The 14440-nt window shown below is 72.2% G+C and carries 8 protein-coding genes; 1 reads left to right on the top strand and 7 read right to left on the bottom strand.

The window, feature by feature from the left end; translation table 11 throughout:
- Positions 1-6: 6 nt before the first annotated feature.
- From bcsA to bcsB, 7 genes are read right to left on the bottom strand one after another with little or no spacing between them, the layout of a single operon-like run.
- Positions 7-2544, bottom strand: a complete 2538-nt coding sequence (gene bcsA, locus ACPTTC_RS08045) for a UDP-forming cellulose synthase catalytic subunit (protein WP_423392129.1) — start codon at positions 2542-2544, stop codon at positions 7-9.
- Positions 2541-3320 (bottom strand): cellulose biosynthesis protein BcsQ, encoded by a 780-nt coding sequence (gene bcsQ / locus ACPTTC_RS08040; RefSeq protein WP_226198044.1) that lies wholly within the window; start codon positions 3318-3320, stop codon positions 2541-2543. The genes bcsA and bcsQ overlap by 4 nt, the downstream gene beginning before the upstream one ends.
- The gene (locus ACPTTC_RS08035) at positions 3317-3535 is read right to left on the bottom strand and encodes a hypothetical protein (RefSeq protein ID WP_423392128.1); all 219 of its coding nucleotides are present in this window, start codon (positions 3533-3535) and stop codon (positions 3317-3319) included. Before ACPTTC_RS08035 ends, bcsQ begins: the two co-directional genes overlap by 4 nt.
- Positions 3532-5499: a cellulose biosynthesis protein BcsE gene (gene bcsE, locus ACPTTC_RS08030; protein WP_423392127.1), complete on the bottom strand. Its 1968-nt coding sequence runs from the start codon at positions 5497-5499 to the stop codon at positions 3532-3534. Before bcsE ends, ACPTTC_RS08035 begins: the two co-directional genes overlap by 4 nt.
- A 9-nt stretch (positions 5500-5508) precedes the next feature.
- Positions 5509-9399 (bottom strand): cellulose synthase subunit BcsC-related outer membrane protein, encoded by a 3891-nt coding sequence (locus ACPTTC_RS08025; protein WP_423392126.1) that lies wholly within the window; start codon positions 9397-9399, stop codon positions 5509-5511.
- Positions 9384-10619 carry a cellulose synthase complex periplasmic endoglucanase BcsZ gene (gene bcsZ, locus ACPTTC_RS08020; RefSeq protein WP_423392125.1) on the bottom strand — a complete coding sequence of 412 codons (1236 nt, stop codon included), beginning with the start codon at positions 10617-10619 and terminating at the stop codon, positions 9384-9386. The genes ACPTTC_RS08025 and bcsZ overlap by 16 nt, the downstream gene beginning before the upstream one ends.
- A gap of 3 nt (positions 10620-10622) precedes the next feature.
- On the bottom strand, positions 10623-12935 hold the full coding sequence (gene bcsB / locus ACPTTC_RS08015) for a cellulose biosynthesis cyclic di-GMP-binding regulatory protein BcsB (RefSeq protein ID WP_423392124.1): 2313 nt from the start codon (positions 12933-12935) through the stop codon (positions 10623-10625).
- A gap of 479 nt (positions 12936-13414) precedes the next feature.
- On the opposite strand from bcsB, the gene ACPTTC_RS08010 reads away from it, so the two are divergent.
- Positions 13415-14437: a diguanylate cyclase domain-containing protein gene (locus ACPTTC_RS08010; protein WP_423392123.1), complete on the top strand. Its 1023-nt coding sequence runs from the start codon at positions 13415-13417 to the stop codon at positions 14435-14437.
- Positions 14438-14440: the final 3 nt, after the last annotated feature.

The following is a 14440-nucleotide window of genomic DNA, read 5'->3' as shown; positions in this document are numbered from 1 at the left end:
GCCGCGTCAGTCGCGCGCCCGATCGAGTTTCGGCGCCAGCATCGCCTGCAGGCCGCGCGCCGCACCCTTCCACATCCGTACATAGCCGTCCAGGCCGATACGCAACACTTCCTTCAGCCCGCCGAGCGGCGTGTCGGGGCGCTCGCCTGCGTGCCAGTCGAGCCACGCGTCCGCGCGGCCGAACGTGCATTGCACGAGCTGGCGCTCCTGTTCGAGCGTGAGCTCCTCGAAGCTCACGCCGACGTGGGTCGGCGTCACGCGGCTCACGCGCACCGGGAACGGGAACGGCCGGTCGCCGCGCGTCACGCACACCGTCAGCGTGTCGCCGACGGCGAGCGCAAGCCCCGGCACCGCTTCGAGGCCCAGGCCGCCGGTCGAGTAGTCGCTCGTGAAGCACGCGGCCGTCGAGCCGTCGGCGAGCAGCAGCGTGGCCGGCACGCGCATCGCGATCCGGTGCGTGACGCGCACCTGCTTGGTCTCGCGCGCAACGGCCAGCGCCGCGCCGAGCATCGCGAGGTTGTACACGGTCCAGCCGAGCGTGATCAGGATCGTCGACGCCTCGTCGCCCTGGTCGGCCACCAGCCGCCACAGGCCGGCGACGATCGCGAGCACGTTCATCCCGAACAGCACCAGGTACGGCTTCGACGTCGACCAGTCGACGTAGCCTTCGTCGATCTTGCCGCCCTTGTCGGTCACGTTGAACTTGCCGTGCTTCGGACTGAAGAACGCGACGGTGGTCGGCAGCGCGATGTACCACGCGAGCACCGATTCGTAGACCTCGGCCCAGAACGAATGGCGGTAGCGCCCCTGCATCCGCGAGTTCGCGACGTTCGCCAGCACGAGATACGGGATCACGTAGCTCGCGAGCGCGACCGCGGACGCGTTGATGAAGTACAGGTGGAAGAACAGGTACGCGAGCGGGATCGTCAGGAACACCAGCCGCGGAATCCCGTAGAAGAAGTGCAGCATCGCGTTGCCGTAGCAGATCCGCTGGATGAGGCCGAGCCCGCGCCCGAGGAACGGGTTGTCGATGCGGAAGATCTGCGCCATCCCGCGCGCCCAGCGCGTGCGCTGCTTCACGTGGCCCGCGAGGCTTTCGGTTGCGAGACCGGCCGCCTGCACGGTCGGCAGGTACGCCGACGTATAGCCGCGCCGGTGCAGCTTGAGCGCCGTGTGCGCATCCTCGGTCACGGTCTCGACCGCGACGCCGCCCACCTCTTCCAGCGCACTGCGCTTGAGCACCGCGCACGAGCCGCAGAAGAACGTCGCGTTCCACAGGTCGTTGCCCGACTGCACGAGGCCGTAGAACAGGTTGCCCTCGTTCGGGATCTCGCGGAACGTGCCGAGGTTGCGCTCGAACGGATCGGGCGAGAAGAAATGGTGCGGCGTCTGCACGAGCGCGCATTTCGGATCGCGCAGGAACACGCCCATCGTCGTCTGCAGGAACGAGCGCGTCGGCACGTGATCGCAGTCGAAGATCGCGATGTATTCGCCGTGCGTCTTCGGCAGCGCGCGGTTGATGTTGCCGGCCTTCGCGTGGCGGTTGTCGTCGCGCGTCACGTAGTCGATGCCGGCCTCGCGCGCGAACGCCTCGAATTCGGGGCGCTTGCCGTCGTCGAGCAGGTACACGCGCAGCTTCGCGCTCGGCCAGTCGATGCTCTGCGCGGCGAATACCGTCGGCTTCACGACCGACAGCGGCTCGTTGTAGGTCGGGATGTAGATGTCGACGGTCGGCCAGGTGTCGGGATCGTCGGGCAGCGGCACGATCGGCCGGTCGAGCGGCCATGCGGTCTGCACGAAGCCGAGCAGCAGGATCATCCACGTATAGGCTTCCGCGCCGTACAGCAGGTACCCGGCGACGGCCTCGACCGGGCCGCGAAAATCGAGCGTCTGCGTGGTGCGCCACCACACGTAGCGCAACGTCGCGAGCAGCGCGAGCGACGCGAGCGCGAGCGTCGGCAGATGGCCCGGCAGGCGGCGCAGCGCAAGCGCCAGCACCGCGACGATCGCGAAGAACGCGAACTGCGCGCCGGGCATCAGCGGCGACATCCCGGCTGCGGCCCACAGCAGCGCGCCGGCCACGAGCAGCAGCGGCGCGAGCCAGCGGCGCCGGCCGACGCCGTTCGCGCGCGCATCGAGCCAGCCGCCCCAGCGCACCCACGGCAGGCGTTCGAGCCTCGCGTTGATCCACCGGCCGACCGCGCGCCCGGCTACGTAGATGGGCACGACAACCTTGTCGAACCACGCGAGCGGATCGCGCGCGGGCCGGGCGTCGGCCGTGCGCGGCGCGCGCACGATCGTGCGCCACAGCCATTCGCGCGGGCTGAGCGGCTGCAGCACGCCCCACTCGTGCGCAAGCCGCAGGGACGCGACGCGCACCCAGCGGCGCACGTAGTCGGGCCGGCCCGGCGGCGGCGCGTGGAAGAACAGCCGCACGAACCAGTCGACCAGCGTGCGTTGCGCCGGCAACCCGATGCCGCGTGCGAGCCAGTCGGCCGCACGGCGGCCGACTGCGCGCAGGCGCGGCGCGAAGCCCGCGTTCATCGCGCCGCTCCGCGGCGACCGGCGGCACCTGCCGCCAACCACGTATCGACCCAGTTCGCGACGCCGTTCAGGTCGTGCGACGCCTGCGAATACGGCGCGTCGTCGAAGATCCAGCTGCCGCGCGCGAGTGCTTCGGGCACGGCCGCATCGACGTGGATGCGTTGCTCGAGCATCGATGCCGGCCCCGCGACCGCGCGCAGCATGCCCAGCGCGTCGCGCTGCATGTCGCGCGCCGGATTCAGCCGGTTCACGACGATCTGCAGTTCGCCGCCGCCGGCCCGGAGCGCACCGAGCCGCGCGGCCGTCGTCGCGCACGCGGTCGGCTCGGGCGGCACGACGACGAGCGTCAGGTTCGCGCAGCGAATCGCCTGCTCGGCCTGCGTCGACGGATAGCGTGCGGTGTCGATCAGCACGACGCCGTCGGCCGGCAGCGCGATTTCGTCGAGGGCGCGCGACAGCCACGCGGGATCGGCCGCGAGCCGCGCATCGCACGCGGCGGCGCCGGCCGCGTCGAGCTGCCCGTACGGCACGAACAGCACGCCGTCGGCGTTGCGCCACGTCTGCGCATGCCACGGCTCCGCGCCGCCGAGCACGCTTTGCGCGAGGCCGTGCTCGGCGAGCGTGTCGAGGCCGAGCGTCGCGCCCATCAGGTTCTGCGCGTCGAATTCGACGGCGACGACCGGGCGGCCGCGGCGCGCCAGCAGCACCGCGAGCGCGGCCGTGAGCGTCGTGCGGCCCGCGCCGCCCGTGGTCGACGTAATGGCGATCGTCTTCATCGGGCCGCCTCGTCCGCACGCTGGCCGGGCTCGGCATCGGGCAGCAGCCGCCCGCGCAGCGCCACCGGCACGAGTTCGCAGGGTACGGCGTCGCGCCGGTCGATCCCGCGCGGCGCCTGAAAACCGCGGCCGATGCCGAGATGCTGCGCGACGATCCACACGGGCACCGCGATCACGATGCCGACGATGAAACCGATGACGATGTCGGCGATCATGCGACCCCCTGCTTGCGCAGCGGCATCGCGCTGCGGATGGCGCCGCGCTTGCGCGCGGCAGGAATGACGGGTGCCGGCGCCGATGCGTCGGCGGCCGCGGCCGACGGCGTCGCACCGATCGCCTCGAGTGCGACGATCGTATCGATCGCGTCGATCGCCACGCTCACTTCGCGCGGGTCGGGCAGCGCCGCGCCAGGATCGGTGCGCGCAGCCGGCGTGCGCCCGGCGCCCGCCGGCTGCGTGGCCGCGAACAGATCGCTGTAGTCGGCGATCGGCGCGCGCCGGTTCTCGGCCTTCAGCACATTGAGTTCGGTGTCGATGCTGCCGGACCCGAGGCACACGACACGGTCGGACAGCGTCTCGACCGGCACGTCGAAGATGCGCGCGAGCGCGTCCTCCGCATCGGCCGGCTCGCACGCGAACAGGAACACGTACAGGTGCGCGGCATCGGCCGTCACGATGTCGCCCGTGCGGCGCGGCCGGCAACACCGCAGCGCGTCGACGTGCGACACGCCCGGCAGCAGCGCGATCTTCGCGAGCGTGTGCGGCAGCGCGAGCACGGCGCCGCGATCGAGCACCGCGCGAATCCGCTGGCAGAACGCACCGACCGGCAGGTAGCCGAGCACCGAATCGCCGAGCGCGGCCGCGAGCGCCGCACGATAGTCGGCCGCGACGGGCCGCGCATAGAGCTGGCCGCGCAGCGCGTGCACGGCGGCCTGCATCCTCGATACCGGCAGGTCGCGCGCGACGACGCGGCTCGCGCCGACGCTCAGTACCAGCATCTCGAACTGCTGGCGCAGCACTTCGCCGCGCTCGACGACCGCGATCTTCAGCGCACCGCCGCACTGCCGGCGCAGCGTGTGCACGTCCGCGCAGAGCGCTTCGAGCTGCGCGTGCGAGCGGAACACGAGCACCGCGGTCGCGGCCTCGGCATGCGCGCACGCCGCGACGACGGCCGCGTTGTCCTCGACGATCTCCCAGCCGTCCGGCGCGCGGTTCGCGCCGTCGAGCACCGCGCGGCTGGCGACGACGCGATCCTCGTCGCTCGCGAGCTTCATCCGGTGCGCGGGCCCGGTCGCGCCGCCGTCGATGCTCGCCGACAGCCGGCCGCCCGGCGCAAAGCGCAGCGGCCGTACTTCGCCGGCCGCGAGCGTATCGCCCGCACGCCAGAAATCGACGACCCACAGCAGCTCGCCGTGCGTGCGCTGCAACTGCGCGACGCCCGAGCAGATACCGTGGAAGCCGCCGCGCGTCGTGCGAGCCGTGTCGCGGACGAGCGGAGCATCGTCGGTGCGCGCTGCGTCGCCCGCACGGGTCGCTTCGGGATCGAGCAGCAGCACGAGCGCGATCCGGCGCGTGCGGCACCATTCGGCGAGCGCGTGCGCCTCGTCGGCGAGCGCGATCGGGTCGTCCCAGCTGAACCAGCGCTGCGCGCCCTCGACGAAATACAGCGAGCGCGCGCGAAAGCCGTAGCGCTTCATCGCGCGCAGGCCGCCGCTCAGCCGGGCGAACGGGCCCGGCGCCGCGCGGCGCGGTGCGTCCGCCGCGGCGCCGGCGCCGGTGTTGTCACCGTTGGCCGGTTCCGCCGCCGGCGGCATCGCCAGCACGTTCAGGTTGCGCGGCCAGCCGGCCGGCAGCGCGCCGCCCGCGAAGCCGCGCGCCTGCATCTGTTCGGCGACGTGCGCCGCCTCGCGCGCGAGCACGACCGTCACGTCGCGCGTGCGCGCCTGTCGCGCGCTCTCCCACACGAGCGCATCGCAGGCCGGCGTGCCGCCAGCCGCATAGATCGCGTACAGGCCGCCGGCTTCCAGTTGCGTCCAGGCATCGGGCAAGCCGTCGATCGCGAGCCGGCTCACCGGGCCGGCGCGGCCGCCGGCCGGCCCCGCGCCCAGCCGCGCACGCAGGCGGCCCAGCAGGCCGGCGGCGCCGAGCGCGGGACGGGTGGCATCGAGTTCCGTAGTCACGGCGTTCCCCTAGTAATCCGAATAAAGCCGCACCGGCGTCGGCGTGACGAGCCAGCTGCGTTGCGCGCGCGCGTCGAACGCATAGCGCAGGTACACGAGCGCCGAACTCGGCGCGTAGTCGTGCGACCGGTCGACCTGCAACTGCGCGCCGACACTCAGGTGCGGGTTCACGCGGTACTCGACGATCCCGTTGACGCCGTACGAGAACGACACGCCGCGCGTCGAGCTGCCCGCGTACACGAACCCGGCCGCCACCTGCGCGGCCCGCTGGTCCGAGGACAGCGGGTAATACAGCGAATCCTTCTCGTAGCTGTTCGAGATCCCGCCCGTGACGGTCAGGTCCCATGACAGCGCATCGTGCCGCCCCGCCCATTCGATCGGCACGCCGAGCGACAGGTAGCGTTGCGGGCTGTAGTAACCGCCCTGCCCGTACGTGTAGTAGCGCAGGTTCTGTGCGTAGTGCCACGCATTGCCGACGAGCCCGGTGCTGACCTTCATCGTCGAACGCTCGTACACGGGCATCGTGAAGCCCGTGCGCAGCGTGACTTCCGCGTTGCGTTCGACATCGCGGCCGGACAGCACGCCCGCGCCGAGTTCCGCGAACAGGTTCGTGCGGCCGACGTCGACCGACGCGCGCAGGTTCACGCCGTCGCGCCGGACGCCGCCCCAGACCGCACCCGTCCATGGGTCGCGCATCCCCGAGTACGACAGCACGCTGCTCGTTTCCGGCCGCCGCGACGCATTCACCGAGAAACTGGCCGGGCCCGCGTCGAAGCGATAGCGCACGCCGCCGACCAGGTAATGCACGGGGAAACCGAGCGGCGACGTGCCGAGGTCGAAGCGCCATGCGTCCGTCAGATAGCCGGCGCCGAGCGCGACACCCGTGGCCGTCTGGTGCAGCGAGCCCGGCGGATTGGCGATCTCTGCGGGTGTCAGCGCGTTCCGCGCCTTGAGCGACGCGTAGCTGCCGAACGTGCTGAGCGAATACGCGTCCGGGTTGCTCGTATCGAGCGTGCCCGGGTCCAGATGCACGGTGTCGATCTGCGCGAACACATGCCCGTCGTAGCGGATCGGCATCTGCATGTAGATCGGCACCTGCTGCGCGCGATACGAGGACACGCCTTCGTCGCCCGACTTGTACGCCGGCGTCCAGCCGGTCTCGATCTCGGGGTTGCGCCGCTGTTCGAGATCCGCGAATGCGGCCTGCGCCGGCGTCAGGCCGTCGCGGCCGGGGCTCACGCCCGCCGTGCGTTCCTGCGACCGCGACAACCGGTACAGCGACGCCGCGTCGTCGTAGCGACCCTGTGCCTCGGCCACGCGCCCGGCCGCGACCGTCACGTCCGCACGCGCCGGATACGCGGCCTGCAGCCGATCGGTCACTTGCGCGGCCTCGTCCGGGCGACGCAGCGCGTTCAGGCGACGCACGGCCGACAGTTGCGTGTCGACGTCGTCGTCCGGCGTGCGGGCGAGCACCGCTTGCACGCGTGCCAGCGCCGCAGCCCGATTGCCGCTGTCCTCGTCGATGCGCGCCAGCGCGAGCTGCGTATCGGCATCGTCCGGCGTGCGGGCGACGACCGGTGCCAGCGCCGCACGCGCCGCGTCGTAATGGCCTTGCGCGCGCTCGAGATCGGCCAGTTCGAGCGCATAGCGCTTGTCCGCGCGGCCGGCCGGGCTCGCGCGATCGAGCAGCGTGCGCGCCTGCGCGTAGTCCTGCTGCGCGATCGCGTCGTCCGTCTGCCGCAGCACGAGCCGCAGCGACTGGTCCTCGAGCCTCGCCGTCTGCGCGGGCGTCAGCGACAGTTCGCGGCGCAGCGTGTCCAGCCACGCGGCGAGCGCGTCGTCGCGCCCCGCGCTGCCGAGCAGGTCGCCGTAGCGCAGCCGCACGTCCGCATCGGCTTCGCGCGGGTGCGCCGCGATCCAGTCGCGCAACGGCGCGAGTCCGCGCTCGGGTTCGCCCGCGTCGATCCATTGCGCGCCGATCGCGGCGAGCATGTCGGGGTCGTCCGGCGCACTCGCCTGCGCCTGGGCGAGGGACGCGGCGAACGCCGCGCGGTCGCCGCGTGCGAGCGTGCCGCGTGCATCGGCCAGTGCGCCTTCGGCGTCGAGCTTGCGCGCGAGCGCACGCATCCCGTCCGAACGGTGCGCATCGTCGACCGGCGCGAGCGCGGCCCGCGCACCCGCCACGTCGTCGAGCGAATTGCGGTACAAGGCGGTCGCATAGCGCATCTCGGGCGTCGCGCTTTGCGCAAGCCCGTCGTCCATCACCGTGCGGCCGAGCTGCGGCAACCCCATGTCGCGATAGAGGCGCGCCAGTGCGAAGCGCGTCCACGGCGCGTCGGGCGCGGCGCGCACGGCCGCCTCGTAGCGCTGCGCCGCAGGCCCGCGTTCGCCCTTGTCCGCAAGCGCGCGCGCCTGGTTCGCGAGCAGGTCGGCACGCAGGCCGTCGAGCGCACGCCGATCGTCGCGGCCCGTCACGCGGCCTTGCAGCGCGTCGAGCAGCGGGCCGACCTGGTCCGCGCGGCCGGTGTTCTCATACAGCATGGCCGTGCCGCGCACGGCGGCGAGGTCAGGCGAACGCGCGGCCAGCAGCGCGCGCAGCAACGGCTCGGCGCGCGCCCAGTCGCGCTGCGTGAGCAACGCGTCGACAAGCTGCAGCTTCGCGTCCGGGCTGTCCGGCTGCATCGCGAGCGCCGCGCGTGCGGCGCGCTCTTCGTCCTGCGGACGCCCCGCGGCGGCGGCCGCGCGGCCTTGCGCGAGCTGTCCCCAGAATTGCGCGGTGCGCGCGAGGCCCTGCCATTTGCCGCGCTGGTCGGTCGCAAGCGTCGCGGCGCGCATGAACAGCGCACGCGCTTCGTCGTGCCGCCCTTCGCGCAGGCGTAGCAGGCCGAGCCCGCCGACCGCGTCGGCGTCGTCCGCGCGCGCGCGCGCGGCGCGCGTCAGCAGCGGATCGGCGCCGGCCAGGTCGCCGCGCGCGAGCGCCTGCAGGCCGCGCTGCTGCGCGATGTAGTCGGGATTGCGTTCGAGCCGGCGCTGCGCGTCGCGCTGGCGATCCAGGGTCGCCGCCCGGTCGACGAATTCGGTATCGTCCGGTACGAGCGCGAGATACGCATGCAGCGCATCGAGATACGCGGGATCGCTGCCGGCCGACTGCAGCACGCGCCGCCACAGCGCCATCGCCTCCGTATGGTCGGCGTCGGCGCGCCTGGCAAGCGCCCAGGCAATCCGGTTCGCCTCCGGCCGCGTGTCGGCGCGCTGGTTCAAGAGCCGCGCGAGCGCCATCGCCGCGCTCGTGTCCTGCGGATCGGCCGCGACCGCGCGGCGCAGCGCGGCGATCGCCGGCTCGCGCCCGCCCGGCGCATTCGACACGATCTGGTAATACTCGGCGCCGAGCGCCCCCGACGGCGCGCCGTTCGGAAACAACGCGACGATCCGCCGGGCCGCTTCGTCGGCGCGGCCGCTGCGCGCGAGCAGGCGGATCTGCGCCATCTCGCCGCGCCCGCTCGTCGCGACGCGGTATTCGTCGGCGACCCGCCGCGTGGCGGGCGCAGTGGGCGACTGCGCCTGCAGGCGCACGAGCGACGCCTGTGCGCCTTTCGCGTCGCCGAGCCGCAGCAGCACGCGCACTTGTTCGGCCAGCAGTTCGGGATCGCCCGGCGCGATCAGCAGCCCCTTGCGCAAGGCATCGCGTGCGAGGTCGTCGCGATGCTTGACGCCCCACATCCGCGCCGTGTCGAGCTCACGCCGCGCGTCGGCGGACGCGGAAGTCGCGGGCGTTGCGGGCGTCGCGCGGTTCGCCATCGTCGCGTCCGCCGCGGTGCCCGGCGCCGCCGCGCACACCGACGACGCGAGCCACGCGAATCCCGCGACGTGCGGCGCGGCGCGCTTCAGCGGGCGGCGCACGAGCGGCCTCCCCAGCGGGCGTCGAGCGTGCCGTCCGCGCCGAACCGGTAGCGCCCGTCGCGCCAGCCGAGCCCGAACAGCGTCAGCACGCTCGTGTAGTAACCGGGCGCCGACTGGCGCGCGAGCGTATCGACACGCGACACCTGTGCATCCGCGAGTGCGCGCTGGCCGCGTGCGTCGAGGAACGGCACGGCCGCCGCCGAGAACCCGCCGTTGCCGTCGTTCGGCCCGGCGACGCCCGTCGTCGTATCGACCCGCTCGGGCGGCGCGCCACGTGCGGCGATGGTGTCGGCGAACGGCGCAAAACGCGCGAGCATCGGCGCGGCGAGCGGATCGGCACGGTCGAGCATGCCGGCCCACAGATACACTCGGATGGCGTTGTACGCGCTCTCCGCCTTCGTCTCGCGATCGGGCCCGAAACCCGTGCCCGCGCGATACAGCGCCCAGTCGGGCGAAAAGCCTTTCGGCGCGGTGTCGAGCAGCACGCGTCCGGTGCTGGCGGCGAGCGCGGCCCAGCGCTTGTCGTCGGGCAGGCGCGCGCCGAGCGCGCGGATCACCTGCGGCGGCGAATAGCTCGGATTCACGCGCCACTGCCCGTCGGCGAGCTTGAACCCCGTCGGCCCGGGCAGCAGCGTGAGGCCGAGGCCCGGCACGGCCGCCGTCTCTTCGTCGAGCACGCGCTTCGCGAGCAGCGCGCCGCGCGCCGTGTAGCTGCGCTCGTGCCACAGCCGCCCGGCCTCGACGAGCGCATACGCGATCCACAGGTCGGCGTCCGACGCCGCGTTCGCGTCGAGCACGCGCCACGCGCCGTCGGGCGCACGGCCCCACAGCCACGCCGGCAGGTGCGCGCTCAGGTCGCCCTGCGCGAGATTGTTCTCGGTCCATGCGAGGATCGTGTCGAACATGCGCCGGTCGTTCGCGACCAGCGCGAAGAAAAGTCCATACGCCTGCCCCTCCGACACCGTGCGCGAATCGGCCGAACCGACGTCGATCACGCGGCCGTCGGCCGAGATGAAATCGCGCTTGAACGCGTCCCAGCGCGGCCACGCCGCGCCGCATCCCTCGTCGGCCGCGTCGATCGCACCGGCCCCCGCGGCCTGCGCGCGCGTGGCCATGCCGGCCGCCGCGCACGTCACCGCCACCGCAACCGCCAGCGCGAGTGCCGCGCCGCCGCGCCGCGCCGGCCGCATTGCCCGTCGCTTCGCCATTGCCCGCGCCATCCGTTACATCCCCCGTCGACGCGCGGCGATTCTCTGCAGCACGCTGAACACGCCGAGCGCGAGCAGCAGCCCCGCCACGACGCCGACCGCGCCAAGCACGACCGGATGCCGCGCCGCATGCGTCCACACGCGCTCATACCACGGCACGAAGCCGACCACGTAAGGCTCGCCGACGCGCAGGCTGTCCACCTGCCCCGGCCGCACCAGCGCAAGGTCGCCCTGCAGCTGCGACACGAGCCCGGCGTTCTCGAACACGTCGAGCAGATCGCCGAGGCGCGGCTGGTCGGTCGCCGTCAGCGCGACGACGCTGCGCCCCTGGCTGCCCGGCAGCTCGAACCCGGCGAGCGCCGCGAGCGAGCCCGTCTGCTCGATATGCGCGCCGCCTTCGGTCAGGCCGACGCCGTTGCGCCAGCGCTCCTTCACCGAGAACGCGACGCGCGCGGCGCCTTCGCCGCCGGCGCTGCCCTGCTCGCCGATCACGAGCGGCAATGCCGAGCGCCAGTGCGCGAGCAGCGGCGACGCGGGCGAACCGTCGATCACGAGGAGATCCTTGCTGCCCGACAGCGCGGCGACGTCGCCGGGCCGCGCGACCTGCACGCGCAGCGCCGGGAAGCCGGTCCATTCGCCCATGTGGCCGAGCATCGTCAGGTAGGCCTCGAGCTCCTGCGGCGACGGCCGGTCAGGCATCACGACGGCCGTCTGCGACAGGTCGGCGAAGCGCGTGAACGGGAAGCCGCTGTTCGCGAAGAACGCGAGGTTCGGCAACTGCGCGTAATGGACGAAGTGCGAGAAGTCGATCGTCGAATCGGGATCGATCGCCGCACGCTGCGGCTCGGTCGCCGTGCTCGAGCACAGGCCCGTCTTCTGCGAGTCGAGCGTGAAGCGGAACTGCAGCTGGTTGCCGCTGCCGACCCGGAACGCCGGGATGTCGACGTCGCTCGTCACGCGCCCTTCGGGCACCGACAGGAGCGGCAACTGCATGCGGCCGTGCGCGTCCTCGGCATGAGCCGGCCCGAGCCGGTACGACTTCACGAGCTGGTCGTTGATCTCGACGGCGAGTGTCGAGTTGTCCTGCACCGTCGGCGCCGTGTAGCGGTAGCGCAGCGTGATCGGCACGCCCGCGCCATTCCACGAATGCAGATCGGACGGCACCCGCAGGTTCAGGCGGATGGCGTCGGGCGTCGTGCCGCGCACTTCCAGTTCGCGCACGTCGGATACGAGCTCGCGGAACGCGATCGGCCGGTTCACGGGCAGCCAGCGCGGCGCGTCATACGGCTTGCGCGGCGCGCCGAGATCGACGTGCGCGACCGTCGCCGACGGCCCCGACAGCGCCACGCGGCCCAGCACGAGCGTCGCGACCGCATCGTCGACCTCGGCCGCCGTGCGGCCCGTGACGACGAGCAGCTTGCGCCCCGGCGCGGCGGGGTTGTCGGCGACCGCGAGCAGCGGGCCGTTGATCGACGGCAGCGCGAGGCCGGCCGGCAGCGTCGCGGCCGTGCCGATCACCACCGCCTGGTCGTCGGCCGGCAGCCCGGACGACACCGGGAAGCGCGCGTGCCGGTAGTCGGCCAGCGCGCCGAACCACGACGCCAGCACGCCCGCGCTGCGCAGCGTCGCCGAATCGGGTGACGCCGGCAGCACGAACGGCAGCCGCACGCGGCCGTTGTCGCGCCGGTCGAAGAACGGCGCGGGCAGCAGCGCGAGGTCGTTCGGCAGGCGGACCGGCGATTCGTCGAGGATCAGCTCGCTCTTCGGGCTCACGTCGGCCCACAGCGCCGAGTTGGCCGGATCCTCGCAATGGTCGAGCGTGTAGTGCGCGATCAGGCGCAGGCCGATCTGGTTGAAATCCGAGAAGTAGCGCGGATCGATCGGGATCTCTTGCGTGACCGTACGGCCCGCCTGTGCGGCGTCGAACGGGACGGTCGCGACGACCTCGCCGTTTACCGACACCTTCAGGTGCGACATCGGGAACACCAGCGACGGCGAATACGCGTAGGTCAGGCGCAGCCGCGCGCCGGTGACCACGCGATCGAGCCGCACGCCCGCATTGATCGTGCGCGCATCATCGGCCCCGCGCAGGCGCAGCGGATCGAACGCGCCGAGTGACGCGAACGGCAGGCGCACCGTCGTCGCCGGCAGGCCGGCGGCGGCCGCGCTGGCCGCCGCGGGCGCAGCCGCGAGCACCGGCGCCGGCGCAGCGCCGGATGCGGCGCCGGCGGCCGGCACGGCCGGCATCGGCGCGGCCGACAACGCGGCGGCATGCAAAGCGCCGACCATGGCGGCCGAGAGGACGAGCAGCGACACGGCCGGCTTCATGCGCCGCTCCGTTTCGTCAGGATCATCCGGTCATCCGTCGCATCGAAACCGATGCGCGCAAAGCAGCTATGCCCGTGAGTGAACATCCCCACTGCTTCCCCTCATATCTCTAACTGGCCTGATTCATTTATCGAAACAACGCGACGATTTCTTTAATCGCGCGTCGTCGGGCTACGCGCCTGGCACCGGCACATGCCCATTCGTCACACTATCTCAAAAATAGGACAAAACTTACCCCGATTCGCAACGTTCGAGCGAAAAAAACCTCGATCCGGTCGGAAATGCTGCGCGAGAGGGATGAATGGTAAGAATTGCGCCGTTGTCGCCCGGCAAGCCGAACGGCATACTGCCGGCGCGGTGCGGCTGGCCGGCGGCGGTTCGTTGCGAACCGCCCCGCCGGAACTCGCTGCCGCGAGGCGGCGCGTATGCTACCGCAATCCTGCGCCGCACGGACGTGCTTTCTTTCACGGAAAACTGACTTGAATCAAATCGTCGGCACTGCTACTCCGTCCCCCGATACGCTGCTGCGCATCATTGCCGCGCAGACCGAGATCGCGAAGCTCGGCCTCGATCTCGGCAGCGTGATGGCCTATGTGGCCGAGCAGGTGCCGCAGCTCACCGGCGCGAGCGCCGCCGCGGTCGAATTCGCCGAGGGCGACGACATGGTGTACCGCGCCGCGTCGGGCACCGCGGCCGGGATGCTCGGCCTGCGGCTGCGGCGCTCGGGCAGCCTGTCGGGCCTGTGCGTGCAGCAAGGCGAATTGCTGCACTGCACCGATTCGGAAACCGACCCGCGCGTCGATCGCGACGCATGCCGGCGCGTCGGCCTGCGCTCGATGCTGGTGATGCCGCTCACCCATGCCGACACGACCGTCGGCGTGCTGAAGGTGATGTCGCCGGAAGTCGACGGCTTCTCGCAAGCCGACGCCGGCACGCTGCGGCTGACGGCCGATCTGATCGCCGCCGCCATGTTCCACGCGGCGCGCAACGAGGCGAACGAACTGTACCTGCGCGCGACGCACGACGCGCTCACGGGCCTGCCGAACCGCGCGCTGTTCTACGACCGCCTGCGGCAGTCGATGCACACGACGCTGCGCGCGAACGGCCGGCTCGGCATCCTCAACATCGACATGGACGGGCTCAAGCCGATCAACGACGGGTTCGGCCACCGTGCGGGCGATGCGGCGTTGCGCGAGATCGCCACGCGGATGCGGGGCGCGGTGCGGCGCTCGGACACGGTTGCGCGCATCGGCGGCGACGAATTCGCGGTGATCCTGCCGAACATCGGCAACCGCGACGATGCGCATGCGCAAAGCGCGCGGCTCGCGCGTCAGGTCGGCGAGCCGTTCGAATTCGAGGGGCGCCCGATGCAACTCGGCGTCAGCGTCGGCATCGCGCTGCTGCCCGACGACGGCACCGACATGAACGCGCTGATCGAGCATGCGGACCGGGCGATGTATGAAGTGAAGCGCACGCGGTCGAAACGGACGGCGCACGCATGACGC

The sequence above is a fragment of the Burkholderia mycopellens genome, from assembly GCF_964265025.1.
Lineage (GTDB): Bacteria > Pseudomonadota > Gammaproteobacteria > Burkholderiales > Burkholderiaceae > Burkholderia.
This window is presented reverse-complemented; position numbering and strand designations above follow the sequence as displayed.